The 26,995-nt window shown below is 36.8% G+C and carries 17 protein-coding genes; 6 read left to right on the top strand and 11 right to left on the bottom strand.

Translation table 11 applies throughout. The features are described from left to right. Window positions 1-179: 179 nt before the first annotated feature. Window positions 180-3,224, top strand: coding sequence for a SusC/RagA family TonB-linked outer membrane protein (locus ACL9RH_RS20910; protein WP_422695274.1), 3,045 nt, complete (start codon window positions 180-182; stop codon window positions 3,222-3,224). A gap of 18 nt (window positions 3,225-3,242) precedes the next feature. Further along, window positions 3,243-5,003 carry a RagB/SusD family nutrient uptake outer membrane protein gene (locus tag ACL9RH_RS20905; RefSeq protein ID WP_422695273.1) on the top strand — a complete coding sequence of 587 codons (1,761 nt, stop codon included), beginning with the start codon at window positions 3,243-3,245 and terminating at the stop codon, window positions 5,001-5,003. 90 nt (window positions 5,004-5,093) lie between these two features. On the opposite strand, the gene msrA is transcribed toward ACL9RH_RS20905, so the two are convergent. From msrA to ACL9RH_RS20855, 10 genes are all read right to left on the bottom strand, one after another. After that, complete coding sequence (gene msrA, locus ACL9RH_RS20900) at window positions 5,094-5,648, bottom strand: peptide-methionine (S)-S-oxide reductase MsrA (protein WP_422695272.1); 555 nt, start codon at window positions 5,646-5,648, stop codon at window positions 5,094-5,096. A 496-nt stretch (window positions 5,649-6,144) separates the two neighbouring features. Then, window positions 6,145-7,113 carry an ROK family protein gene (locus ACL9RH_RS20895; RefSeq protein WP_422695271.1) on the bottom strand — a complete coding sequence of 323 codons (969 nt, stop codon included), beginning with the start codon at window positions 7,111-7,113 and terminating at the stop codon, window positions 6,145-6,147. Between the two features lie 79 nt (window positions 7,114-7,192). Next, entirely contained in the window at window positions 7,193-8,404 is a 1,212-nt protein-coding gene (locus ACL9RH_RS20890; RefSeq protein WP_422695270.1) for a PepSY-associated TM helix domain-containing protein, read from the bottom strand. Window positions 8,405-8,455: 51 nt separating this feature from the next. Beyond that, window positions 8,456-10,570, bottom strand: a complete 2,115-nt coding sequence (locus ACL9RH_RS20885) for a TonB-dependent receptor (RefSeq protein WP_422695269.1) — start codon at window positions 10,568-10,570, stop codon at window positions 8,456-8,458. Next, the gene (locus tag ACL9RH_RS20880) at window positions 10,570-11,769 is read right to left on the bottom strand and encodes a PepSY-associated TM helix domain-containing protein (protein ID WP_422695268.1); all 1,200 of its coding nucleotides are present in this window, start codon (window positions 11,767-11,769) and stop codon (window positions 10,570-10,572) included. The genes ACL9RH_RS20885 and ACL9RH_RS20880 overlap by 1 nt, the downstream gene beginning before the upstream one ends. Before the next feature lie 43 nt (window positions 11,770-11,812). Next, window positions 11,813-13,993, bottom strand: a complete 2,181-nt coding sequence (locus ACL9RH_RS20875; RefSeq protein WP_422695267.1) for a TonB-dependent siderophore receptor — start codon at window positions 13,991-13,993, stop codon at window positions 11,813-11,815. A 33-nt stretch (window positions 13,994-14,026) separates the two neighbouring features. Then, on the bottom strand, window positions 14,027-16,234 hold the full coding sequence (locus tag ACL9RH_RS20870; RefSeq protein ID WP_422695266.1) for a TonB-dependent siderophore receptor: 2,208 nt from the start codon (window positions 16,232-16,234) through the stop codon (window positions 14,027-14,029). Between the two features lie 152 nt (window positions 16,235-16,386). Then, window positions 16,387-19,461 carry a preprotein translocase subunit SecA gene (gene secA / locus ACL9RH_RS20865; protein ID WP_422695265.1) on the bottom strand — a complete coding sequence of 1,025 codons (3,075 nt, stop codon included), beginning with the start codon at window positions 19,459-19,461 and terminating at the stop codon, window positions 16,387-16,389. Window positions 19,462-19,585: 124 nt separating this feature from the next. Continuing rightward, window positions 19,586-19,807, bottom strand: a complete 222-nt coding sequence (locus tag ACL9RH_RS20860; protein WP_002662059.1) for a DUF2795 domain-containing protein — start codon at window positions 19,805-19,807, stop codon at window positions 19,586-19,588. A 136-nt stretch (window positions 19,808-19,943) separates the two neighbouring features. After that, complete coding sequence (locus tag ACL9RH_RS20855) at window positions 19,944-20,972, bottom strand: GDP-mannose 4,6-dehydratase (RefSeq protein WP_422695264.1); 1,029 nt, start codon at window positions 20,970-20,972, stop codon at window positions 19,944-19,946. 84 nt (window positions 20,973-21,056) lie between these two features. Here ACL9RH_RS20855 and ACL9RH_RS20850 point away from each other — a divergent pair, with 84 nt between their 5' ends. Then, window positions 21,057-21,854 (top strand): DUF2797 domain-containing protein, encoded by a 798-nt coding sequence (locus ACL9RH_RS20850; protein ID WP_422695263.1) that lies wholly within the window; start codon window positions 21,057-21,059, stop codon window positions 21,852-21,854. A 34-nt stretch (window positions 21,855-21,888) separates the two neighbouring features. Beyond that, window positions 21,889-24,546 (top strand): hypothetical protein, encoded by a 2,658-nt coding sequence (locus tag ACL9RH_RS20845; RefSeq protein ID WP_422695262.1) that lies wholly within the window; start codon window positions 21,889-21,891, stop codon window positions 24,544-24,546. Between the two features lie 121 nt (window positions 24,547-24,667). On the opposite strand, the gene ACL9RH_RS20840 is transcribed toward ACL9RH_RS20845, so the two are convergent. Then, entirely contained in the window at window positions 24,668-25,018 is a 351-nt protein-coding gene (locus ACL9RH_RS20840) for a hypothetical protein (RefSeq protein WP_422695261.1), read from the bottom strand. 174 nt (window positions 25,019-25,192) lie between these two features. On the opposite strand from ACL9RH_RS20840, the gene ACL9RH_RS20835 reads away from it, so the two are divergent. Next, entirely contained in the window at window positions 25,193-25,387 is a 195-nt protein-coding gene (locus ACL9RH_RS20835; protein ID WP_422695260.1) for a hypothetical protein, read from the top strand. Window positions 25,388-25,507: 120 nt separating this feature from the next. Next, a complete protein-coding gene (locus ACL9RH_RS20830) occupies window positions 25,508-26,554 on the top strand; it encodes a PA0069 family radical SAM protein (RefSeq protein ID WP_422695259.1) in 1,047 nt (348 codons plus the stop codon). Window positions 26,555-26,995 lie beyond the last annotated feature (441 nt).

Raw genomic sequence — 26,995 nt, 5'->3', positions numbered from 1 at the left:
ATTTATATATTGTTGATCTTAACATAATATTATGTTAAAATGAAATTGTGGTAGATCCTTTTACTTTGTATGCCGAAATAAAAACTAACGATTGTCTGAAAAGAAAACCACTGTTGCGGGAACAACAGCGGCTTTTGAAATAAGCAATGTAACGTCTTGCAATTACTTTACTTATTGATATGTACCACAAAATTAATTTTTTTACGTTTAAAAAGTTAATTCCGATTGCATTATTTTTTTTGGTAGCCAATCAGGCTGATGCAAAAGGTCTTACTTCAAACAATCCTGTGTATGCACAGGTGAATGAAACAATCTCCGGAAATGTTACGGATCAGGATGGTCTTCCGCTAGAGGGAGCGAAAATTACGATTGTAGAAACGGGTGATACCGCTACTACCGACGCATCCGGTAACTTCAGTATTTCGGCGAACATCGGGCAAACCCTGTCTGTTTCTTATGAAGGGTATGCCATACAGATGATGAAAATCTCAGACACTTCGGTTTCGGTAAAACTGCAGTCTAAAAAAGGCTCTACGTCTATTGAAGAGGTTACCTTGGTGGGGTATGGCTCTCAAAAGAAGTCCGACTTAACGGGAGCTGTAAGCCAATTGAAGGCTGAGAACTTCAAAGAAGGAATGAACATTTCTGTTGATAACCTTATGCAAGGGAAAATAGCAGGGGTTCGTATCGTTCAGACAAGTGGAGAACCGGGAGCTGGTGTGAATGTTTCCATCAGAGGAATTGGTTCCATTAGAAGTGGAAGTACTCCTTTATTTGTTGTAGACGGTGTTCCTTTGAATAACGATCCTGTAAGTGCGCAAAGCCCGAATGTTGGATTGGGAAATACTACAGCCAAAAACCCATTAAACTTTTTGAATACCAGCGACATCGAATCTATAACGGTTTTGAAAGATGCTTCTGCAGCAGCTATTTATGGAGCAAGAGGATCAAATGGTGTTGTCTTGGTAACTACGAAAAGAGGAAAGAAAGGAGAGCCAATGTTCACCTATGATACGTACTTAGGTGTTTCTTCTGTGATTAAAAAATTAGACCTGATGACTGCCGATGAGTACAGAGCAGCAGGTATTGATAAGTCTTATGACCATGGTGGAAATACAGACTGGCAAAACGAAATTTATAGAAATGCCGTTTCATCCAATCATGCCGTTTCATTCTCCAAAGCTACCGATACAGGGAACTACTTTGCCTCCCTTTCCCACATGGATCAGGATGGTATCGTTTTAAACAGCAGCTTTAAAAGAACTACCGCTCGTTTAAATGCTGAGGAATCGTTCTTTGATAACAAAAGATTGAAGATTAAACTGAATCTTACAGCAAGTGATATCAGAGAAACGGGAATTCCCAATGGAGGAAATGCGGGATCTGATGGTCAGCTGATTATCCATGCTCTAATGGCAAATCCAACGCGCTCCGTGTACGATGCCAACGGAAATTACACGAATTTCAACATGAATGCTCATTACAACCCTTTGTATTTATTGAGCGTTTATCAGGATAAAACTAATACTTTCAGAGTTTTAGGAAATACAGAAGCAACATTGAGAATCTTACCGGGATTAAATTATAAATTTAATTTAGGAGTTGACAGAAGTATATCAGAAAGGAATACAACCATGTTCCCAAATATTACCGACAGAAGCCCGAAAGGAATTTATTCTCAGGCTAATCTGGATTCTTATAATATTCTTTTGGAACATTATCTGACGTATGATTTTAATTTGAATAGACATAACTTTAGTGTATTAGGAGGGTTTTCTTACCAGAAATTTAAAGCTACGGCTACTTATCTTGGAGTGAGGAATTTTGTTGACCAGGGAGTTGGAATTCCACCGGAAATTAATCCTGGATACTCCGGAGATGTGTTTATTCCACAGCCGGGAACTTCTCAGGAAAATGAATTGCAGTCTTACTTCGGAAGGGTAAATTATAACTTTGATAAAAAGTATTTCTTAACCGCTTCTTTAAGAGCTGATGGTTCTACCCGTTTTGGAGATAACAACAAATATGGATATTTCCCATCTGTAGCAGTGGGCTGGACTATCTCAAAGGAAAATTTCCTGAAAGACGTTTCATTTATCAATGAATTAAAATTAAGAGGAAGCTGGGGAGAAACCGGAAATCAGGAAGTACTTAATAAAATTACAAAAGCGAGTTACTTATTATCACAATCTGCCGGATATTATTTGTATGACAACCTAAACCTGATCAACGGTGTTCAGGTAGTAAGAACGCCCAACCCTAACTTGAAATGGGAAGTAGTGGCCCAAACCAATATTGGTTTAGATTTCAGCTTCTTGAAAAACAAAGTATATGGTTCCCTGGAATACTATAATAAGACAACGAAAAACCCAATATTATTCATTCCTTCAACTCCATTAAGCCCTACAGATTACGTTTGGTTAAATGCTAATGGAAAAATTGTTAATAAAGGTTTTGAATTCTCTCTAGGTGCAGAAATTATTAAGACAGAAAACTTCACATGGAATTTTGATGTCAACGGAGCTACAGTCAATAATGTTGTAAAAGACCTTCCGGTTTCTGGTATTAATTCAGGAGAAGTTTCTGGACCGGGGCTTTCTGGAGTTACAGCTAATATATACAGAAATGGCTACGAGGCAGGGTCATTCTATTTATATAACTACTTAGGAGTGGATGCCAACGGAAAATATATTTATGAAGACCTGAATGGCGATGGAAAGATTGATGCCAACGACAGAAAGATTTTTGAAGGAGCAATTCCTAATTTCACTTTCGGGATCAACTCTTATATGAAATACAAAAGGTTTGATTTTGCATTCTCTTTCATCGGACAGACAGGAGGTTACCTGGTAAATAATACAGCTTTAGATTTAAATATCAACAATTTAGCTTCAGACAGAAACGTTTTGAAGAAGTATTATGATTCTGGAGCAAGCTTTGCCAATCAGCCGCAATTATCCTCTTTATATCTTGAAAAATCAGATTTTATTCGTCTAAGCAATGTAAGATTAGGATATACTTTTGACATGAACCAATTGAAGTTTTTGAAGAGTATCAATCTTTATGTAAGTGCACAGAATCTATTTACAATTACCAATTATTCAGGATACGATCCACTTGTTGATACCAATAAGCAAGTACAGGGGAACCAATCTTTGGGAATTGATTATACAACCTATCCGTCCGCAAAAACTTTCATTTTGGGAGCTACTATTAAATTTTAATTTAAGTTAAAAGAAATCATGAAGTCTAAATTTTTAAATATTAATACAATCTTTTTGTCCATCGCAGTAATGTCTTTAGTTGGATGTACAAATCTGGATGAAAAAGTGATTGATGAGGTAATGGGAACAGAAAATGCGGACCCAGAGGCTTCTCTTGCAGCAGCCTACGGACAGCTTGGGGACGGAACCTTTGTAGATCATGGAAGTGTGTTTGCTTTACAGGAATATTCTACTGACGAAGCTCTCTTAGCAACCAGAGGAAGTGACTGGGGAGATGGTGGAAAATGGAGAGCAATGCATGAATTTACCTGGGATGCCAATAATGATGTTGTAAAAACTACATGGAACCAGCTGAACTCAGGAATTACAAAATCTATATTTGCAATCGGAAGTATCAACAAAAGTAACATCAATAATAAGGCCTTGTTTTTAGCTGAAGCAAAAGGATTATTAGCATTTTATACCTATACAACAATCGATTTATATGGGCAGGCTCCTTACAGAGACCCGGATAATTTGAATGCTCCTATTGTTATCAGAAGAGCAAACACTACCATAGATGAGCTTATTACTGAAGTTGAAGGTCTTATTCCCAACTTAGCAGATATTAAAACTCAGAATACCCACGCAGGAAGATTTACAAAGCAGGCGGCGTATGCATTATTGGCAGATATGTATCTTAACAGAGCGGTTCTGAAGAATAAAACAGGAAGTAATTTCGACTTTAAAGAACAAGCTATAAGTGGAGGAGGAACTGATATGGACAAAGTAATCAAGTATTCTGATATGCTGATTAACGGAGGTCTTTTCAGTTTAGAGTCTAATTATTTCCACAACTTTGATATCAATAATGATACAAGTAAGGAAATGATCTTTACCATTGTTCAGAAGAAGAATTCCAACAGGAATGCGGATAATGACCTTGCTTATATGTCTATGGAGAGAAGCCAGAAGCCATCTCCTGATAACAGAGGAACCAATGCTTCATGCATTACTCCTGAATTCTATTATTCATGGAATGGAAATCACGATGACCCACGTTTTCAGAGAACGTATCAGTACGATGATGGAACATGGTTCAGAAATGACGGAACTGATGTAAGTGTACCGGCAACCAGTAAAGTAGAAGGAACAGGGAAACCTTGGTTCCATTTCAACAGAGGATTGCAGGTGGGACAGCAGTATGGTCCTAAAATTCTTGCAAACGGTAATTTCGACCTTACTCCAGACGGAAGAATAAAAGTATATAAACTGTTCACCGAAAAGAATACCACGCTTGCGGCTGATTTTACTCCGGAGCTGAACTTTGATAATCCTGCTGAAGCAGTATTTACACAGGCTCAGATCAACAGAGGAGTAAGAAACTTCAAGTTTGAGTTCGACCCTGGCTACGGAAACAATGGAACAAGTGGAATGGATGTCCCTTTGTACAGATTAGGAACGATCTACATGATGAGAGCGGAAGCATTTTTCAGAAATGGAAATATATCGGCAGCCTTATCAGATGTCAATAAATTAAGAACAAGCAGAACCAATGATGCTTTAAAAGGGAATGCTCCAGGCGTGGCTCTTGCTTCTCTGGATGCCAATACACTGTTTAAAGAGTCCGGATACGAACTGTACTGGGAAATGTACAGAAGAAAGGCCATGATCAGATTCGAAAAATTTGATCTTCCGGGAACGGCTAAGCCGGCAACTCAGCCTTACAGAAGAATATTCCCGATTCCTCAGTCTACTATTGACGCTTCTAAAGATTTTTCTCAGAACCCAGGCTATTAGCCTTCTTCATATAAAATGATTTTTTTTGCGCAAACAAAAGCGAAGAGATTTTTCTCCTCGCTTTTGTTATTTTTAATAAGTATGTGAAAACTATTCTGCATGTAACATTCCGAGCTCTCCGAAATGTTTTTTGAATTTCTGAATTTTAGGCCCTACCACAGCACTGCAATAAGGTTGAGTAGGATTGTCATTATAATACCCTTGGTGATATTGTTCTGCAGGCCAGAACTTATCAAATTGAGTTAACTCCGTTACATAAGTTCCCTGCCATCTTCCTGATTCCTGAGAAGCTTTGATGGCTTCTTCCGCTTTTGCTTTCTCTGCAGCATCTTTATAATAAATAACAGAACGATATTGGGTTCCGATATCATTTCCCTGTCTGTTTAGTTGAGTAGGATCGTGAAGGAAAAAGAAAACATCCATAAGCTGCTCATAAGAAATGATGGCAGGATCGTAAGTGATCTGAACCACTTCCGCATGTCCCGTTTCTCCTGTACATACTTCCTGATAGGTTGGGTTATCTTTATGTCCTCCCGAATATCCGGAGATCGCAGACTGTACCCCTTTCAGTAGGTTAAAGCAGCTTTCCACACACCAGAAACACCCGCCACCGAAAGTAATTTGCTCTAAATTATTATTATCCATTCTAAGGTTGATTATTTTTATGTAAGATTTTGTTTTTCCCGATTCTGTAAAATGGAAAAACACAATCAAAATTATGAAAAACTTTTTCATTTAAACATAACTTTGACCTATTAAACACAAATTGTCACGATAGATGCTACAAATCATTTTAAATACCAATAGCACCAACATTATTACTCACAAGCCCCCAAAGACATAAGCCCCAATCATCTGTGAAAATCTGCGAAATCTGTGGTTAAAAAAAGAAAAGCATTCCAAAAGGATGTTTATTAATTACGAATAACACATATTATCAGATATAAGTCTCAATCATCTATGAGAATCTACGAAATCTGCGGTTAAAAAAAGAAAAGCATTTCAAAAGGATGTTTATTAATTCAGAATAAAACATATTATCAGATATAAGCCTCAATCATCTGTGAAAATCCGCGAAATCTGTGGTTAAAAAAAGAAAGCACCCTAAAAAGGATGCTTATATTACTAAAAAACGGTTCAGTTATTTTTCCCAAACCAAAGCACTTGCTCCAAGAATAGCAGCATCAGCTTCGTCCAGTTCACTGAAAACCAATTTTACTTTATTTCTGAAAATGGGAAGAAGGTTTCTCTCCATGTGAAGTTTCGCAGGTTTCAAGATAAAATCTCCGGCTTTGATAACTCCTCCAAATAAAAGAATAGCCTGTGGTGATGAGAACATGACAAAATTAGCCAATGCTTCACCCAGTTTCTGACCCGTATATCTAAAAACCTCAATAGCGATAGGATCATCTTTCACAGCACACTCGTATACTGTTTTAGAATTGATCTCATCTTCAGGATATTGATTCAGCATAGATTCCGGAAATTCAGCTCTCATTTTCTTTGCTGTAATCGTAATTCCGGTTGCAGAGGCGTAGGCTTCAAGACTTCCCTCAGAACCCGTACTCCAGTGTTTTCTTCCGCCTGGCTTTACAATCGTATGACCTAATTCTCCGGCAAACCCGTCATGTCCATAGATTAAACTTCCATTGGCAATAATTCCGCTGCCTACGCCTGTTCCCAGTGTAATCATGATAAAATCCTTCATTCCTCTGGCCGCTCCGAAAAGCATTTCTCCAAGGGCTGCAGCATTCGCATCGTTGGTAACAGTACAAGGTAGGTTGAATTTCGCAGTCATCAGTTCTGCAAAAGGAATTACTCCTTTCCAGGGAAGATTGGGTGCCAGTTCAATGGTTCCTTTATAATAGTTGGCGTTCGGCGCTCCTACTCCGATTCCGTCAAAGTGTGCTTCAGCCCCATATTTTTCCATCATAGGACGAACTTGCTCGTATAAAGCATCGATGAAATCTTCCACTTTGTCATATGCATCGGTTCTCAGATTTCCTTTATCCAGAACTTCTCCACGGTGGTTTACAATTCCGAACTTAGTATTGGTTCCGCCGATGTCAATTCCAAGGGCAACTTGTTTTGATAAATCTATTAATGACATTTCTATTATTAAATTCTAGGGGCTAAAATTATAAAAAAGATTGTATTAATAGATTAATTACTGAGTTTTATTTAAAAGTTTAAGCGGTTTTTACCGTTTTTTTCTTTTTTCTACCCCACCATATCAAAAATCCTGTAACGGGAAGTGATGCACAGATAAGACTTACAATGAAAGCGATGATCTTTGTAGGAAGCCCAAGAATAGCACCTACATGGATGTCATAGTTTGCATTTACCACTTTTTCACCAAAGTTTTTATCCTTAGGATCGTGGGTATGTAATAGTTCCCCTGAATTTTCATCAAAAATAAGGCTGCTGCTTTTGTGATAAGAGTAAGAAAGATGTTTTACATATACCTCAAAGTTAGGATGTTCGTGGTCATCCATATGCTCATGGCCAAGATCTATGGCAAAACCATAAGAATTCGGGTATTTTTGTTCTACAGTACGAATGATTTTATCTAAAGTTCCTTCTGTTCTTAACTCAACAGGAGCTTTTGTTTTGATGTGTGAAAAGTCCGGGTATTTTGTTTCTCCACCGGAAAATACAACGTAGATCATGGCCTGAACGACAAAGAATGCGTAGAATAACCCTGTGATAGAGAAGATTAATGCAAAGATAGATGCATAAAAGCCTAAGACATTATGAAGGTCATAATTTTTTCTTTTCCAGCTTTTGATATTCTTCCATTTGAATCCAAAACGCTGTTTTCTTGCTGCCTTATTTTTTGGCCACCATAAAACAATTCCTGTAATCAGCATGATGACAAAAATGATTACCGGTATTCCAACCACGTAAGTTCCCCAGTCCTGTTTCAGAAGAAAACTCCAGTGAATCATTTTAACAATGTTGAAGAAACCGTTTTTTTCATCATAAACTCTCAGAACCTTTCCTGTGTAAGGATTTACATAAGCTTGTTTATAAATTGGAAACTCATCAAAATAGTTCCAGCCTTTTGTATCGTGCTCGTACCAGAAGAACATATAAGACATTTTCTTATCGATAGGAATATTTACCCAGTGAATAGGGTACTTCTCTTTCACTTGTTCAGCAACTGCTTTTTCCATTACTCGGATCGGAAGAACCTGTTTTTGGTCGATATTCTGTTCGTGATGGTAGATCACATCTTTACGGGTCACATTTTCCACCTCGTCCTTGAAAACATATAATGCTCCCGTGATGGAAATGATGAAGATCAGGAATCCAATTCCCAATCCGAACCATAAATGCAGCTTGGCAGACCACTTTTTTAAAAATCCCGGTTTGTTTTTATGATGATGTTTTTTCTTCATACGACAGCTAAAAGTAAAGCAAATATATGCTTTACTTTTTATTTAGTTTAATTAAAATTTATATTCAATCATGAAAGTCCCTCTCATTCCCAGCGCGTTAATATAGTCGCTGTCTCTGGCAGACCACCAAGCAATAGATGGCTGGTACGTTCTGTTCAGAAGGTTTTCAATACCTAAAGACAGTCTCCAGTTTTTGTTAACTTCATAGCTTGATTTAAAATTGAAAACAGTATAATCTGGAACATAACCTTCACCATAAGCATACAATCCTGTTTTGGCATTAGGATCAAATCTGTTCTGTTTGAAAGAATGAAGCATATCGATTCCTATAGATAATGCAGGAATAGGTCTTCCCTGAACATAGGCAAGTACTTTCGGCGCTGAAATTCTGCTGTTGTTGATCTTTGTAGAGTAATCTCCATCGTCTTTTACAGAAGTGATTCCTTCCATCCAGCTGTAGCTTCCACCAAACTGAATCCATTTTACTGGGGTAAAGTGTAAAAATCCTTCTACTCCGTATACAATTTCAGGTGATCTCTGAATCATCAAAGCTCTGTCCGGGCTTTGTACAAAGGATGCTCCCAGTTTGGATGTACTTACATAAGAGGTCAGCTCATAGTTTAACCAGCTTGAAAGTTGTCCGGTAGCTCCCAATTCATAGTTGTTTACAATAATAGGTTTGGTTTCAAGACTTTTGATAGTTTCAGAAGTTGAGGTTCTCAGGATTCTTCCCAGCTCATTGATAGAGTAGGCCTGTGAAAAGCTTCCGAAAAGGTTGATGTAAGGCTCAATATTATAACGGATTCCCAGGTTGGCTACAAGTGCATTATAGCTTAATTTTCCTCCTTCTACAGGAATACTTTTGGTAAATGTTCCATCATTTTTAATGACAGAAAGCGTATTGAAATCGTCTACGTTTACTTTGATGTTTTCATAGCGAAGTCCTCCTTTGATGGTGATTTTTTTGAAGAGATCAATTTTTGCCAATAAGAAAGGGGCAATATTGGTCATAGTCATATTCGGAGTCCAGAATCTTCCGTCTTCCAGTTTTTGAACTGTGTTATCGTTCAAGATATCAGCTCCATAGATGATTTCTCCCTGAGAGTTGGCAGAGTTCCAAAGTTGGGTGTCAAAATTGAATCTCGCTCCCATTTTTTTGGAAATAACATTAGATTGCCCGCCATTGAAGAAGGTGTCACTATATCCGTAAACGGTTTTGAAATCCTGATAATAAAGATTAATATTAAGAGAAGTTCCGGCAAAAAGATTTTTGTTGTCGTAGCTTACTCTAATATTATGATTTTTTGGAGTTCCCTGTGGAGTGGTTTCCAATCCTTTTCCCAATCCTTCTCCTATAGTAGGAGTAATTCCGTATTTACCTGTTTTTAATCCTACATTAAGATCTGATCTTGAAGAATAGCCAATATAGGATGCTTCAACTCTTTGGTTTTCGTTGATGTCGTACCCCAGCTTCAGCATTCCGTTATAGTTATCCATTTTGGCTGTACTGTACGTAGGGCTTATCAGAACACCGTCTGCATCTTTCATATAGCCGGTTCTTTCATACGCCAGGGAAAGGGTATAATCAAACTTTTTAACTTTACCTGATAAAAGCTGGCTTGCTCTTATTCCAAGGGTTCCACCGTAAGGCTGTCCTGTAAGACCTACCTGTGAAATCCCGGAGATACTTTTATCTGTTCTGCTTTTTTTCGTGATGTAATTGATGATTCCACCATCTGCACCGTTACCGTAAATGGAAGACGCTCCTTTTATCACTTCCACTCTTTCTATAGCGGAAGGGTCGATTACCCTTAAGTCTCTTGCTCCGTTACGAAGTGGGGTAGACTGAGGAATACCATCAATCAAAACCAAAACCTGACGACCTCTTAAAGTCTGTCCCGTGTTGGACGTTTGTCCGGAATTGGTTCCTAAACTTGGTACAGTATATTGTAGAATGCTTGTAATATCGGAGTTGACCGTCAGCTGAGACTGGATCTGCTTTTCACCTACGATGGTAATGGAGCTTGGCACCTCTTTTATATTTTCCTTTTTTCTTGAAGCAGTCATTACTACTTCCTCAACAGTTTTGGTCTGTAATGTATCTTTAACCTGTGCGGCAACCGTAATCGTTCCAAGGCAGGCAGCTGATAGAATCGCTTTTTTCATTATATATTCTTTCCTTTTTTCTTTCTTTTTCCCCACCAGATCATAAATCCGGTTACTGGGAGTGAGGTGCAGATTAGCCCCGCCATGAACCATAGTATTTTTCCAAACAGTCCGAAGTAAGAACCTGTATGAATGTCATAATTGGCATTGGCGTATTTTTCCGCGTTGTTGAGTTTGTGATGAGGTTTATTGGCCAGTAGTTTTCCTGAATATTTATCAAAGGTCAAAAGATTTCTCTCGCTGAATCTTCCTTCCTGTCCATAGATGGTTACTGGAAGATTTTTGAGTTCTTTTCCTTTTTTATTTTTTCCGTTTAAAGAAATTCTGAAGCTGGAAGAACCTGCGTACAGTTTTTCTGTTTGTGAAGCTGCAAGGTCAAAAATAGCTTCGTTTTTCACCATCAATGAATCCGGGGATTTCATTTCCTTTTCTTTTGGAAGTTCCATAGATCCGGATAATGCCAGATTAAAGGTGTTTTTCACATAGGGATAAGCAAAGTAAATCCCTGTAAGGCTAAGCAATAAAGCAATAAATGATGCATAAAAGCCCAATATATTGTGAAGATCATAATTTTTACGTTTCCACGTTTTTACATTCTCCCAACTGAACCATAAGCGGCCTTTTCTTGCATTTTTGTTTTTGGGCCACCATAGAATGATCCCTGTGATGAGCATGAAAATAAAGAGTACAGTAGGAATTCCTACAACATATTTTCCCCAGTCGGAGTTGAGAAGAAGTCCCCAGTGAATGTATTTTAAAATATTGAAGAAATCATACTTCTCGTTATAAACGGCAAGAATTTCTCCTGTATATTGATTAACATAAACTTGTTTGTTGATAAGAACTTCCTGGAAGTAATTCCATCCTTTTTTATTCTTCTCGTAATATTGAAACCGGTAAGATTTACTTTTATCCAAAGGAATTTCAACGGACGTAATGGGATATTTCTCGTTCAGTTCCAGAGAGACTTTTTCACGAAGCAGATTGATGGATAATGGTTTTGCTTCAGGAGTACTGTTCTTTACATAAATAGCTTCTTTGCGAAGGCTATTCTGAACTTCATCCTTAAAAACATATAAAGTCCCTGTAAGAGAGACTATAAAAACAATAAGGCCAACGGACAAACCAAACCACAGATGCAGTTTGGCAGACCATTTTTTAGTAAAAGAAACTTTCTTTTTATGATGCTTTTTCTTCATAGCAAAAAGTTAACCCCCTTTTGAGGGCTAACCTTTGAATTTTTTAAAATTTATATCCGATTGATAATCTCCAGTTACGCGGTGCGTTGTAGATCCATGAATATTCACCGGCATCTCCTCTGTATCCGCTGTAAAGAGCTCTGTTCAGAACGTTGTTTAGCATTAGATTGACATCAAATTTTTTGGCAACGTAAGAAACTCCGAAGTTGGTATCAAAATAATCCGGAAGGCTTTGATCTTTTTCAGCATTTACTCCATACCAAGATTGTCTTCCTCCTTGGTACTGATACCCTGCAGAGATTCCGAAACCTTTCATCATGCCATTTTCAAATCTGTAGTTGATCCATGTATTTTGAACATTTTTAGCATTTCCCGGAGACTGAATTCCAATGTTGGCAGGTTTGGTATCCTTAATGGTTTGAGCATCAGTATAAGCATAATTGATTATAATATTCAACCCTCTGATGATTTCTCCCTTGATGTCAGTTTCAAAACCTCTTGCTCTTTGTTCTCCGGTAGCAACCTGAAAAGCCACTCCATTGTTTTCTGCTGCGGGCCCATTCACAAGGATATTTTTTCTTCTGATTTCATATACGGCAAAAGTTGAGTTCCATTTTCCACCAAACCAGTCTTTTTTCAATCCAAATTCAATATTTTGCCCTCTGAAAGGATCTGTAATTCTTGTATTATTAATTCCTGTTGCGGATTGTGGTACAAAAGTTTTGTCATAAATTCCGTACGCCGAGAAATTTTCATTAATAGAATAACTTACTCCTACTCTTGGTGTAAATTCACCTGCTTTATCTGGTATTATAGGGCTTCCCGGGCTAAGGTTAGGATAAGCAGAATAAGTACTACCGCTTGTATATCTTCCCGCTAGCGTTAGCCTTAATTTGTTATTAAACATTTCAATCTGATCCTGAGCATAATATGAAGTATATTTTACTCCCTGATCGTTGTAGTAAAGTGCATTTTTATTTAAAGTATAAAAATCGGCTGAAGGTAATCGTGAAGGGTCTACTCCGTACTGAACATTATAGATGTCAATTGGGAATAGCATTGTTTCTTTTCCATCTACAATTTTTGAATAGGCAGAAAAGTCAGCTTCATATTTTCTATCTCCATAATCAAACCCAGCAATAATTTTATGAACAATATTTCCTGTATTAAGGCTTCCTCTAACATAGGTTTGGAAAATATGATTTTTTCCTACTGCTTGCCAGTTGCTTAAGTTTCTTTTTAGCACATTTTTATTAGCCGAATCAAAAGATCCCCACCATGAACCACCGTCATAATTAAGATCCATATACGCATATTGTGTACTCCAAACCCAGTCTTTAAAAAGCTTTTGATCTAAGCTTAAGAATAAACTCTGATCTTTTACTTCCGTTTTCTTGAAGTTGGGATCATTAAAGTTGGTGTGTACATTCAATGAAGCATAGCCGTCGTTAGACATCAGGTAGGCTCCCGGCTGATTAAATTTTAAGTACTGATAATTATATTGTGCGGTAAATGTCGTTGTTTTTGTAGGTCTGAAAGTGATCGACGGTGCAATAATGATCTTGCTTGTCTTATCATTTTCTACCCATGATTTGTTGGAACTTCCCATTAAGTTGATACGGTAGTCTAAAACCCCGTCTTTTACAAGAACTCCATCCAGATCCGCTTCTCCTCTGAAAAGATTATAACTTCCTGTGGTAAAACGAACGCTGTTGGCAAACTTTCCTGTTGGCTTTTTGGTTACAACGTTATAAAATCCGGCAGGATCTCCCATTGAACCCATGAACCCGGCTGGGCCTTTTACAAATTCTATTCTGTCAATAATAGAAGCATCAGGATTGATAGGTCCCCAGGTGGAAGAAACATTCATTCCGTTCATGAAAGTGGCAATGCTGGCACCTCTCATAAATACGTTTGAATAGACATTATCCCAATGTTCCACTTTTCTTGCTCCACTTACGTTACGAACAATTCCTTCGGACATATTGAGAGTGATCTGATCAGCAAGAACCTGAGAACTTACAGACTGCACGTTCTGAGGAAGTTCGAGAATAGGAGTTTGAATTCTTAAAGATCCCGAAACCTCATTCAGCTTATATTTCTGATAATATCTTCCGTTAACAACTACTTCTTCAATATCGTTGGATTTGATGGTGTCTTTTTTTTCCTGAGCAAAACTTAACACGGATGTTAATAATGCGGCTCCTATTGTTATTCTTTTCATTGTTTATATAAGGGTAGTAAATTATTCTAACGGTTAAAATTTATAGGTAAAGCTTCCTAACACATTGGCAAGAGCCTGGGCATTAGCTGTAGTATATCCGCTCCAGTAATGTTCGTTGGTGAAGTTGTCTACTTTTACCCCGATTCTGAATTTTTTGGTATCGTAAAACGCGTTGGCATTCAATACCAGATATTTTGGAAGGATGAAAGTCCCCATGGTTGTAGAGTTCACAATCTTGTTATCGCTTGCATAGTTTCCTCCAACACCAAATCCAAGTCCTTTTAAGCTTCCGTCCAGGAACTGATAGCTAGCATTGAAATTAACCAGCCATGGAGAAGATGCCGTAGAAGATCTTCTTCCGATTACAGTCTCATCTGCTTCAATGTATTTCATATCATTGTAGCTAACTCCAGCAATTACTGAGAACCCTTTGATTAGGTAAGCATTTGCTTCCAATTCAACACCTTGGCTTCTTAATAAACCAGCCTGATTTTGCACAGCTTGTCCTGTTCCTGTCATTTCGCCTGTATTCAACAGTGTGTTTTTTACCTGTATATTATAGTAGCTTAAAGTTGTGGTCACTCTCCCTTTGATAAGGTTTGTTTTGATACCTCCTTCAAACTGATTGGCTCTTTCAGGAGTTGAAAGGGTTACATTTCCAGCTTTGTCAGAAGTATAATATCCATTTACAGTAAAGCTGTTCTGATAATTTCCAAATACGGATAATTTCTCAGGAAGAATTTGGTACACAATTCCAAACTTTGGAGACCATGCTCCCTGTTGATATTCAGCAGTTTTATTTTGTCCTACCTGACCGCCTCTGTAATTATTTGTTTCATATCGAATCGCAGTAAGGATATTAAGACCTGCTACAGGAGTGATAACGTTGGAAATGTAACCACTGTAAGTATCTTTCTTCCCTAAGTTCACATAAGTGTTGTTTTCTTCAAAACCTTTCTGACTTCTAAGTTGATCATATAATGCTCCTAATGTTTGGCCGTTCATGGTTGAATAATCGGCTCCTTTTAGAGGAACCCAGTCGAAATTGGTAAACATGAAGTATTGGTTGTCATTCAGTCTCATATAATCAAAACCGGCAACCGTTCTGTTTCTTACACTTCCAATATTAAAATCAAAGTTGAAGTTCTGCTGAACCTGGAAATAAGTTCTTCTGCTGTCTTTAGTAGATTGATCTGCTCTCATTACTCCAATTTCTGTATCACTAGCGTTTTGAGTGAAAGCTCCTTTGGGCGCAAAATAGAAGTATGGGTTGTATCCATCCGAGTAAGAATAAGATGTACTTACATTGGTGGATGATTTGATGTGCTCATTGATTTTGTAATTAACCTGTCCAAAGAAGTTTCTTGCTTTACCAACCGTTTTAAGGCCTTCTCCTGTATAAGATTGTTTATAATCATAACCCAGTTTTTCCATTTGCTTCATATTGTCCGCACCGAGTTGTGATCCCGGATAATAGAAAAAGAATGCTGTTTCCGGGTAGGAATTGGTTTCAAACATTTCAAGTTCTGCATTAATCTCTAAATTGTCTGTAGGACGATATGTAAGGGAAGGGGTAAATGCATAGAAAGAGTTCTTTGCATTGGTTCTCTGAAAAGTTCCCTGATTGGTATACGCAGTATTTAATCTGAATAATAATTTTTTATCTTTAGTAAGAGGTGCATTTACATCTGCCTGTACTCTGTAGTAGTTATAGCTTCCTCCTGCAAGGGAAACAGCTCCTCCAAAAGTTTCAAATGGCTTCTTTGTTACTCTGTTTACAACACCTCCGTATGAAGTGACGTTACTTCCGAATAAAGTGGCAGAAGGGCCTTTCAAAACTTCAATTCTTTCTACATTGATGGCATCCATGGAAGTGGTAATAGGAGCTACCATACCATTTCTGATAGAGTTTCCGGCAACGAAACCTCTTAAGTTTAAATAAATACCTCCGTCTCCGGCTCTGTTGGTAGCACTCCACATTTTCTGAGCTCCGGCTACGTTTCTGAAGGCATCATCTACGGTAAATAACAATTGATTCTCCAGTACACCTTTGTCAATGGAAGAATATACCTGTGGATCTTCTATTGCTTTCAAAGACATCTTATTGGAGTACTCACTGTCTTTCTTGACGTATGTATTGATAACTACTTCATCAATGCTTTTAGTGGTTAGTGTATCTTTTTTTTGGGCAGAAACCAGCATTGTTCCAAGTGCTGAAGCACAGATCAGTACATTTCTCATGAAAGTCAAATTTTTCTGCAAATATATTATTTTTAACTATTCTAAATAAATAATTAAATTGATATTTATCATAAATTTATTATACAATAAATAAGAAAAACCCGCTCCAGTCTTTACTGAAGCGGGTTTTGTATGATATTATTAAATTTTTCTTAAGCTGGAATTTCTCCTTTGTATAAGAAAGAGATAATCTCTTTGTTCAATTTGTCGATCATTTCACTGAATAAGTGGAAAGATTCCTGCTTATAAATTACCAGTGGATCTTTCTGTTCGTAAACAGCTCCTTGTGAAGATCTTCTTAAATCGTCCATTTCACGAAGGTGAAGTTTCCAGTTTTCGTCAATGATTGATAATGTGATATTCTTTTCGAAGTCGTTCACTAAACTTTCACACTGCGTATCGTAAGCTTCTTTAAGATCTGCCACGATTGTCATTGTTTTGTGTCCGTCTGTGAAAGGAACCTGGATCATTTTGAACATTGAACCTTGATTTTGATAAACATTCTCAATGATTGGGAATGATTTTTCTTTCAATAGATTCAGTTTCATCTGATAATCTTCCTGAGCAGCTTTGAATAAGATGTTCGTCAGATCCTGAACCGTTTTATTATTAAAATCATTTTGTGAAACCGGAGATTCCATAGTGAATGTTTTAATGATTTCGTATTCAAAATCTTTATAATTTCCCGAAGCTTTTCCTTTCGCAACGATAGAATTGGCAACATCGAAAATCATATTTGTGATATCATATTTCAAGTGGTCTCCAAATAGAGCGTTCTTTCTTCTCTTGTAGATTACGTCACGCTGTTTGTTCATTACGTCATCATATTCAAGAAGTCTCTTTCTTGTTCCGAAGTTGTTTTCTTCTACTTTTTTCTGAGCTCTTTCAATAGACTTGCTGATCATAGAGTGTTGAATAACTTCTCCCTCTTTGTGACCCATTCTGTCCATCATTTTAGCAATTCTTTCAGAACCGAACAAACGCATTAAGTTATCTTCAAGAGATACATAGAACTGAGAACTTCCAGGATCTCCCTGACGTCCCGCTCTACCTCTCAACTGTCTGTCAACACGTCTTGAATCGTGTCTTTCCGTACCGATGATCGCTAAACCTCCAGCTTCTTTTACTTCTTTAGAAAGCTTAATATCCGTACCACGACCTGCCATGTTGGTTGCAATGGTTACAACTCCCGGCTGTCCTGCTCCAGCAACAATTTCTGCTTCCTTCTTGTGAAGTTTCGCGTTCAATACCTGGTGCGGGATTTTTCTTAACTGAAGTGCTTTTGATAGTAACTGAGAGATCTCAACAGAAGTAGTACCTACAAGTACAGGTCTCTTTTGTGCTGTTAATCTTTCAATTTCTTCAATTACGGCATTATATTTTTCTCTATTGGTTTTGAAAACCAAATCTTGTTTATCATCTCTTAGAATAACTCGGTTGGTAGGAATTACCACTACATCTAATTTGTAGATTTCCCAAAGTTCTCCTGCTTCCGTTTCTGCAGTACCTGTCATCCCCGCAAGTTTGTTGTACATACGGAAATAGTTCTGAAGCGTTACGGTTGCAAAAGTTTGAGTAGCAGCCTCAATTTTTACATTCTCTTTTGCTTCGATCGCCTGGTGAAGACCGTCTGAATAACGACGTCCCTCCATGATACGACCTGTCTGCTCATCAACGATTTTTACTTCTCCGTCTATTACAACATATTCATCATCTTTTTCGAATAATGTATACGCTTTCAATAGCTGGCTCATTGTGTGAACACGTTCAGATTTTTCAGCAAAGTCTGCGAAAAGTCTTTCTTTAGCCTCAAATTCTTCTTCTTTAGATAAATTTTTAGCTTCTACTTCAGCAATCTCAGTTCCGATATCAGGTAATACGAAGAAGTTGGAATCAGAGTTCCCCTGAGACATATATTCAACCCCTTTATCAGTAAGGTCAACCTGATTGTTTTTCTCTTCAATTACGAAGTAAAGATCTTTATCTACGATCGGCATATCACGGTTGTTGTCCTGCATGTATTGTGCTTCCACTTTCTGAAGCAATGCTCTGTTTCCGCTTTCCGATAAGAATTTGATAAGCTGTCTGTTTTTTGGAAGACCTCTGTACGCCTGAAGTAATTTGAAACCTCCTTCTTTTGTATTTCCTGCAGCGATCAATTTTTTCGCTTCATTGAAAATAGCAGAAACGGTTTTCTTTTGTACTTCAACGATTCTGTCGATAGAAGGCTTAAGAACATCAAACTCCTGTCTGTCTCCTTGAGGAACCGGACCAGAAATGATTAAAGGTGTTCTTGCATCATCTACCAATACAGAGTCAACTTCATCCACGATCGCAAAGTTCAATTCTCTTTGTACCAATTCTGAAGGTGAGGTTACCATGTTATCTCTCAAATAGTCGAAACCGAATTCGTTATTCGTTCCATATGTAATATCTGAGTTATATGCTTTTCTTCTTCCGTCTGAGTTCGGCTGGTGGTTATCGATACAATCGATAGACATACCATGGAACTGATAAAGAGGCCCCATCCATGCGGAGTCCCTTTTAGCAAGGTAGTCGTTCACGGTTACAACGTGTACCCCTCTTTCCGGAAGTGAATTTAAGTAAATAGGTAATGTTCCTACCAAAGTTTTACCTTCACCGGTTGCCATCTCGGCAATTTTACCACTGTGAAGAATAATACCTCCGATAAACTGAACATCATAGTGGACCATATCCCAAACTACTGGAGTTCCGGCAGCGTCCCATGAGTTTTTCCAAACAGCTTGGTCTCCCTGAATTTCCACGAAATCTTTCCCCATAGCAGCTAGTTCTCTATCCCAATCACTTGCTGTTACACGAATTTCTTTATTCTGAGCCCATCTTCTTGAAGTTTCTTTGATCAACGCAAAAGCTTCCGGAAGAATTTGAACCAAAACTTTTTCTTCAATTTCGTAAGATTCTTTCTTTAAAGACTCAATTTTTGAGAAAAGAGCTTCTTTTTCGTCAACATTGGTTGAATTTTTTATCTGCTCTTTAATCTGTTCTATTTGAGCTGTGATCTTGCTGGTTGCAGATTTTATATTCTCTTTAAACTCAGCCGTCTTTTGTCTCAACCCATCATCCGACAATTGTTGAATGTTAGGTTCTACAGCTTTGATTTTTGTTACAACTTTTTTTACTTCTTTTAGGTCCTGCGCTTTCTTGTCTCCCAAAAACCCTTTAAGAACTTTGTTTAAAAAACTCATAAATTATTTGCTTTATGCTTAATGCAAAATGCTTTAAGCGTTTTAAATAACACGCTTATCGTGTAAATTAATATATAAAAAGGGCAAAAAAGCTCTAAGCCATAGCCTAAAGCTTATCGCTTTATTAATATTCGTCCTCGTTCCAAAGGAAATCCTCATCGGTAGGATAGTCACTCCATACTTCCTCGATAGATTCATAAATTTCTCCTTCGTCTTCAATAGCCTGAAGGTTTTCTACCACTTCCATAGGTGCACCAGTTCTGATTGCGTAGTCAATAAGCTCTGCTTTTGTCATTGGCCAAGGTGCGTCACTTAGATAGGATGCTAATTCTAATGTCCAGTACATAATTTTCTAATTTTTTGCAAAAGTATAAAAATAGGTTGTATAATAAACTTTTTTATACTTGATTTTCAATTCTTTTTATAATTTATTCTTGTAAATGTCTGTCACAAACTGTCTGGCAGCTATGTCAGCAATTTACTTATTGTCGTTTTCTCAAAAACCATTCCACAAATTTTTTTATGCCATTTTGGAAGTCTGTATGGGGGGCATATCCTATTAAAGCCTTTGCTTTTGTAATATCTGCATTGGTTTTTGTGACATCTCCCGGCTGCATTGGCAGAACTTTTCGTGTGGCAGTTTTTTTCAGGGCCTCTTCAATGGCAGTTACCATTTCGGATAAAGTGATTACTTCGTTCTCTCCTAGGTTTAAAATTTCGTATACATCTGCGTTATTTTCCAGATAGAGAATAGATTTTGTGATTCCGTCGATAATATCATCTATATAGGTATAGTCTCTGGCAGTATTTCCATTCCCGTAGAAAGGGATTTCCTGATCGCCGGCAATGAGTCTGGTAAACTTATGAATAGCAAGATCCGGCCTCTGTCTGGGACCATATACCGTAAAGAATCTCAGCTGTATCATATCTATATGGTATAGCTTGTGGTAAACGTGGCCTAATATTTCACCACTTTTTTTTGTGGCGGCATAAGGAGATATGGGATTATCTACATTATCGGTCTCTTCAAAGGGTATTTTTTCGTTGTTTCCGTAGACGCTTGAAGATGAAGCGCAAATGAATTTTTTAATATTAAAATCTTTACAGAGTTCCCAAAGATTCATCGTTCCGCGAACGTTAACTTCTTCATACTCTAAAGGCCTTTCAATAGAGGGACGTACCCCGGCAAGTGCCGCCAGATGGATGACCATATCTATAGAATGGGTTTTAAAGATCTCTTTTAGACCTTCTTTATCCCGAATGTCTTGGTAATAAAGGGAATAGCGATCGGAGTGTGTGAGGGAAATAAGGTGGCGGATATCGGTCTCTTTGTCAGAGAACTCAAAATCCGAATTTTTGTTCATTGACTCTAATGTATTTTTAATTTTTATCTGATAGTTATAAAAATCATCAAAATTGTCAATGTTTATGACAGAATGTCCATTTCTCAATAATTGTTCAATTAAATGAGAACCAATGAACCCGCTGCCTCCTGTTACAAGGTAAGTCATCTGTGGTTTTTTATGATACAAAAATATAAATTTTATGTTTTGAAAATATAATCATTAAATTTACTTAAAAAAGTAATATATAATATGCAGTTTCAAGGGCAAATTTTAAAAATGACAAGCTACGATGCTAAACCCATTCAATATTATCTCAATCTTTCAGGTGATCTGATCCATATGAATGAGTTGATAGGGAAGGAGCTGAGTATAAAACATACCGGATTCCAATGTGTAAACTGTGGTCAGAATAAACCTATCTACAGAATGGGGTTTTGCAAAAGCTGTTTTTTTGAAAGCCCATATGCCAGTGAAACGATTATACGTCCGGAACTTTCTACTGCGCATTTAGGAGTTGCAGAAAGAGATCTGGAAGTGGAAAAAGAAATTCAGCTGCAGCCGCATACCGTATATTTGGCGTATACCGGAGATGTGAAGGTTGGAGTTACCAGAAATACACAAATTCCTACCCGTTGGATTGATCAGGGTGCGACTTTTGCATTACCCATTGCAAGAACAGAAAACCGATATGAAGCCGGAATGATAGAAGTGGCTCTGAAAGAACATTTGGCAGATAAAACCAATTGGAGAAAAATGCTTCAGGATGATTTTGAAGGCGAAATAGATCTGGCAGACTTCCGTCAGAAAATAAAAGAATACTTTCCGTCAGATTTTCAAAAATTTTACAGAGAAGGAGAAGAATTGTGGATGTTTGACTATCCTTTTGAGAAACCTGAGAAAGTCACTTCATTTACTTTAGATAAAAAACCTGAATTTACAGGAAAACTGTCAGGAATTAAAGGTCAGTACCTAGGGTTTGAAGGTGGAAACTTTATTAATATAAGAGGACACGAAGGATATGTGATCGAACTTGGAATACAGAACTGATCTATGTAAAAAAATAAACACCAAATCACCAAATATGAAAAAATGGGTTAAAAGACTATTGATAAGCTTCGGAATCCTGGTAGGAATTCTCCTTGCCATTAATTTCGGACTGAATATTTGGCTTAAAACCCAGCTCCCGGAATACATTAAAAACAACACCGAATATAAAGTTTCCTATAAAACACTGGATGTAGATCTTACCACAGGAAACATCCTGTGCACAGGAATATCTGTTAATAGTAAAAACCCTCAGAATACGAAAGTTATAGGTTTGCAGGGGACTATTGACACCTTAAAAATCAGTCGCTTTGGTATTTATGACGCTATTTTCAATAAAAGAATAAGCTCGTCTGATCTTTTACTGGCCAAACCTGCTCTCAATATTATTTTAGCTAAACCTGCGGATCGCAAATCCAGTAAAAAGAAAAGTCCTTTTCTATTTGAAAATATCAGAATTAATGAAGGTAAAATTGCTGTTTTCAAATATACCAAGCAAAAACTGTTATCTGTTCAGCAGCTAAATCTTTCTGTAGAAAACCTTCAGATGACCGAAGAATCGGTGGAAAGTAAATTACCTGTAGTTTTTGATACCTATACTATTAAAGGTAAAGATTTCTTTTTTCGCCCCGAAGAATCCTATGCACTTACTATCCGTACTGTCAATACAACCGATGGACAGATGTCTGTGGAAGATTTTAAATTGACTCCGCTTTTATCTTTTGCTCAGTTTAAGAAATTCTACCCTAAAAAATCACAATTATTTGACGTTGCTATCCCTAAAATAGAGTTTAAAGAGGTGATGTTGAATAAAAATAAGATCTCACTGACCAATGCGGATTTTCAAAATCCCGTTTTTAAACTATACACTACAGGAGTAAAAGCGGTAAAAAAAGAGAAAAAATCAGACTTTGAGGTCAATTTAGAGAATATAAAGATTAATAATGCCGTTGTCAAGATCCATAAACCCGATGGAAACAAACTTCTGTCCGCAGGAAATCTTAGTTTGAAGATCAATAAATTGTTATTCAACAAAGAAACATCACAGCAGATTGTTCCCGTAGGATATAAAGATTTTACTTTGTCTGGAAGAAATATAGAATACGCAGGAAATCAAAATATTTCGGTAGAAAGTGTTGCTCTAAAACCTACCAATGGAGAAATAAAGAATATTGTACTCAATTCAGATCCCTCTGCAGAAGCAAAGATGAAAACCGATTTAAAAGTTGATCATGTTGCTTTTAATATCAATGCATTAGAGTTTGTTAATAAAAAACTCAACCTTGATCTTAAAGATGTTCTTGTAGAAAATGTAAACGGAATCTTTAAAGCTCCAGAAAAAAAGATAGAAAAAACAACTCAGCCCGGAATCATCAATTCTCTGATCGTAAGGAAAGTTTCATTAAAAAACGCAAATATTACCTATGATAAAGCAAAACAACCCCTTGCTTTTCACGATTTGAATGCTACATTTAATGAAATTGAATTAGCTTCCCAGCCTAATCGCAAAGAACTTTCATTCAAAATCAAAGACTATTTCCTTACAACACGCAACTTTGCTTACAAAACACAGTTCTACAACATGAGTGTTGGACTTTTAAAATTGAATAAAAATAAAGTTCAGGTCAATAATTTTGCCATGAAACCCCTCGTTTCAAGAGCTCAGTTTATCAAAATGATCCCGGTTGAAAGAGATCTTTATGATTTGAAAGCAGGACAGATAACAGCAGAAGGAAGTTGGGATCTGTTTTCTCAACATAAATTTATCAATGCTTCAAATGTAACCGTACAATCTGCAGATGCTAATATTTTCAGAAGTAAAATCCCGAAAGACGATCCCAAAATAAAAGCACTTTACTCTAAAATGCTTCGTTCTATTAAAATTCCGATGACTGTTCACAATTTGGATCTGAAAAATTCCATTTTGGTGTACGAAGAAGATACCCCCGAAAGTATGGGCCCCGGAAAACTGACATTCAGTAACTTTAATATGAACGTCAAAAATCTGAATTCTGCCAAAACAAAAGGAAAACCCACAAAAGTGGATATTAAAATCAACTGTTCGTTCATGAATCTGTCTCCTCTTGCCGTGAACTGGAACTTTGATGTAGCTGATCAGGGAGATCATTTTGCCATTTCCGGTAAAACATCCAACCTTCCCGCCAGTGGAATCAACCCTTTTATCAGACCCTATCTTCATGTGACAGCTACCGCAGGGACAATTCAAGAAATGCTTTTTAATTTTAAAGGAGATCCTGCAGGGTTGCATGGAACATTCAATCTTAAACATAAAGATCTGAAAATTGCTGTTTTAAATAAACATAATCATGAAAAGAAAGGCTTTCTCACCGCTGTCGTCAATATTTTCATTAAATCTGATTCCGGAAATTTCCCGGAGGCTGTTACTGTAGAAGATGTAGAGCGTGATCCTACAAAATCCTTCTTTAATCTGTTTTGGAAAGGTATCGAACAGGGATTAAAGAAAACATTGATCGGTAGAAATGTGGAAAAAACAGAGAAAAAAGTGAAAAATGCAGTCTCTTCCGTGAAAGACATGAAGCAGTCCGTAAAAGAGCTCAAGCAGGAAATCAAAAATAAAAAGGCAGAATCAAAGCCTGTAGAAGAGAAAAAGGAAAAGAAAGGATTTCTGAACAATATTTTTAAGAAGAAAGAAAGTAATCCAGAGAAAGAATAATCTTTTAAACCATCAAACGATAGTACAACAAAGCTATCTTATCATATAATAGAACATAATAGTTTGTTGTAATTGATATCAAATCAATGGTTTAAAAAATCATCATGAAGTATAAATATTTTTAAAAGTTGAATTCATCACTTTCAAGAACCGGAATGTCTCTTAAAAACTGATCAAATTCCTCACCCGGATAATTGCTGTCTGCTCCATAAGAATCTATAATCATCCCGCGATTTCCCGCATGGTCTTTTACAACATAAAGAACCGCATTGTCATCAGGATTGCTGTCTCCCTCAAAACGGTAAGTCTTCAAAATGATCAGTTCAGAGGGTTGATAAACTTTCTCTGAATTTTCAAACTTCATCTCACAGTGTTCATTCATTCTGAATTCTCTGTGTATTCCTCTTTCAGAAAGCGTTTTCATAACCTGACTCAGAGTGGTCATTTGATCGTAGTTTCCTGGATTTTCCATAATGTTATTTTTGTTGTTGAATACAATAATTAAACCATTGCTTTTTTAAATATAAGAAAAATAATCAATTGCAATTTTGGTAGAAATAATGTTTAATGTTAACAAAAATTATAATTTGAAAAAATAAAATAGGTACACTTTTTGCAATGCATATAATAATAAATCAAAGAAAATATGAAAAAAGAAGTTGGAGTTTTACTGGCAGGAGGAGTTGGTCTTTTGGCAGTATTGAGTTTAATAAGTATTAAAAAAATTTTGACTAAAAAAGATAAAAAATATAGTGATTCCTATTCGGACTATCACAGACACTTTGATGAAAAGAATCAAGAAGATGAAACTCATGGAGTGGAACTTTACGCACTGAAGTAGTAAAAAAATATATTAATTATGTTTAATCCAGCGCTTTTTCAAGTGTTGGATTTTTTTGTGGAAAACTTTAATGTTAAAACTCATTATTATATAAAAAAACCATTCTAATTTTACAAAAGAATGCAAAACGAAAATTTCATAAAAGGTCAGGGTGCTCAGCGTAACGTTATCAACCGTTTCGACAGATATACCTATGAACCTGAAGATGATGATTTCGAAACAGCCAAAACTTCCTTTACTGAGGTTTTTCCAAAAACTATTGTTAATCAGGTTAAAAGCGAAGATCTTCCGATGGAATATTCCATGAATCCTTATCAGGGATGCGAGCATGGATGTTCCTATTGTTTCGCCAGACCTACCCATGAATATTGGGGCTACAGCGCAGGGATTGATTTTGAAAGAAAAATCATGGTTAAAAAGAACGCTCCAGAACTGTTGGAGAAATTTTTTCAAAAAAGAGGTTATAAATCTGCTCCAATTCTGCTTTCCGGGAATACAGATTGTTATCAGCCGGCAGAAAGACAGTTTGAAATCACCAGAAAACTTCTTCAAATGTGTCTTGATTATAGACATCCTGTCAATGTTTTGACAAAAAATGCTCTTGTACTCAGAGATATTGATATTTTAAAGCCAATGGCCGAGCAGAATCTGGTTTCTGTTTCGTTAAGTATTCCTACGATGAATGAAGAACTCAGGCGAAAGATGGAGCCAAGAACAAGTTCCGCAAAAAATAAACTGAAAGCCATAGAACTTCTGACCGAAAATAAAATTCCTGTTCATGTAATGGTTGCGCCAATCATTCCAGGATTAAACAGTGATGAGCCTTTGAATATTCTAAAGTCAATTTCAGAAGCGGGAGCTTTAGGTTTTGGATATAACATAGTTCGTTTAAATGATACCGTTGAGCCGGTCTTTGTAAATTGGATTGAAGCACATTTTCCAGACAGAGCGCAAAAGGTTTTGAATCTTATACGTTCCATGAGAGGAGGAAAGTTGGGAGATAAAAGATATTTTGAAAGACAAACCGGGGAAGGCAATATTGCAGAAATGATTCATACTACCTTTAAAATAGGAAGGAAGAAGTTTTTTGCAGGAAAAGAATTTCCCAAACTCTCTGTAGCAAACTTTACAGGTACCCGCGATCAGCAATTGAGACTATTTGATTAACGAATAGTTTTAGATGAGTAATTTTCTTACATATATAATATAGTATACGCTTTTCATTCGTATGATTGCTCTCACGATTTTATTAATTACTTTTTGTCATCGTCTATTATATATAATATGAGATATTTTCCCCGAACTGAAATAAAAAAGGAGTACACACATTATATTATAAAAAGAGTATCCTTTTAATCTCATTTCTCCACTCAACAATAAACACAATCATCTGTGCCAATCCGCGTCATCCGTGGTTTATAAACAAACAAGCCCCTTATTATATAGAGTATATCTTTCACTATTTATCCTCCTCAAACTCTACAACCCTCACCCTCACTCACTCCTCATTTCTCTCCTCCAAACAAATGTTTGAAATTTTTCATTTTGTTTATCAGCTGTTTAAGGAATTAATATTACTTCAAGATGAATTTTATGTTAAATAAACTT

Source organism: Chryseobacterium sp. Mn2064 (assembly GCF_049319685.1).
Classification (GTDB): Bacteria; Bacteroidota; Bacteroidia; order Flavobacteriales; family Weeksellaceae; genus Chryseobacterium.
The sequence above is the reverse complement of the archived record's forward strand: the minus strand, read 5'-3'. Positions and strand labels throughout refer to the sequence as shown.

Excerpts from the sequence above, each read along its gene's own strand:
- ACL9RH_RS20910 (WP_422695274.1), top strand. The coding sequence starts at position 180 with ATGTACCACAAAATTAATTTTTTTACGTTTAAAAAGTTAATTCCGATT.
- ACL9RH_RS20905 (WP_422695273.1), top strand. The coding sequence starts at position 3,243 with ATGAAGTCTAAATTTTTAAATATTAATACAATCTTTTTGTCCATCGCA.
- msrA (WP_422695272.1), bottom strand. The coding sequence starts at position 5,648 with ATGGATAATAATAATTTAGAGCAAATTACTTTCGGTGGCGGGTGTTTC.
- ACL9RH_RS20895 (WP_422695271.1), bottom strand. The coding sequence starts at position 7,113 with ATGTCATTAATAGATTTATCAAAACAAGTTGCCCTTGGAATTGACATC.
- ACL9RH_RS20890 (WP_422695270.1), bottom strand. The coding sequence starts at position 8,404 with ATGAAGAAAAAACATCATCATAAAAACAAACCGGGATTTTTAAAAAAG.
- ACL9RH_RS20885 (WP_422695269.1), bottom strand. The coding sequence starts at position 10,570 with ATGAAAAAAGCGATTCTATCAGCTGCCTGCCTTGGAACGATTACGGTT.
- ACL9RH_RS20880 (WP_422695268.1), bottom strand. The coding sequence starts at position 11,769 with ATGAAGAAAAAGCATCATAAAAAGAAAGTTTCTTTTACTAAAAAATGG.
- ACL9RH_RS20875 (WP_422695267.1), bottom strand. The coding sequence starts at position 13,993 with ATGAAAAGAATAACAATAGGAGCCGCATTATTAACATCCGTGTTAAGT.
- ACL9RH_RS20870 (WP_422695266.1), bottom strand. The coding sequence starts at position 16,234 with ATGAGAAATGTACTGATCTGTGCTTCAGCACTTGGAACAATGCTGGTT.
- secA (WP_422695265.1), bottom strand. The coding sequence starts at position 19,461 with ATGAGTTTTTTAAACAAAGTTCTTAAAGGGTTTTTGGGAGACAAGAAA.
- ACL9RH_RS20860 (WP_002662059.1), bottom strand. The coding sequence starts at position 19,807 with ATGTACTGGACATTAGAATTAGCATCCTATCTAAGTGACGCACCTTGG.
- ACL9RH_RS20855 (WP_422695264.1), bottom strand. The coding sequence starts at position 20,972 with ATGACTTACCTTGTAACAGGAGGCAGCGGGTTCATTGGTTCTCATTTA.
- ACL9RH_RS20850 (WP_422695263.1), top strand. The coding sequence starts at position 21,057 with ATGCAGTTTCAAGGGCAAATTTTAAAAATGACAAGCTACGATGCTAAA.
- ACL9RH_RS20845 (WP_422695262.1), top strand. The coding sequence starts at position 21,889 with ATGAAAAAATGGGTTAAAAGACTATTGATAAGCTTCGGAATCCTGGTA.
- ACL9RH_RS20840 (WP_422695261.1), bottom strand. The coding sequence starts at position 25,018 with ATGGAAAATCCAGGAAACTACGATCAAATGACCACTCTGAGTCAGGTT.
- ACL9RH_RS20835 (WP_422695260.1), top strand. The coding sequence starts at position 25,193 with ATGAAAAAAGAAGTTGGAGTTTTACTGGCAGGAGGAGTTGGTCTTTTG.
- ACL9RH_RS20830 (WP_422695259.1), top strand. The coding sequence starts at position 25,508 with ATGCAAAACGAAAATTTCATAAAAGGTCAGGGTGCTCAGCGTAACGTT.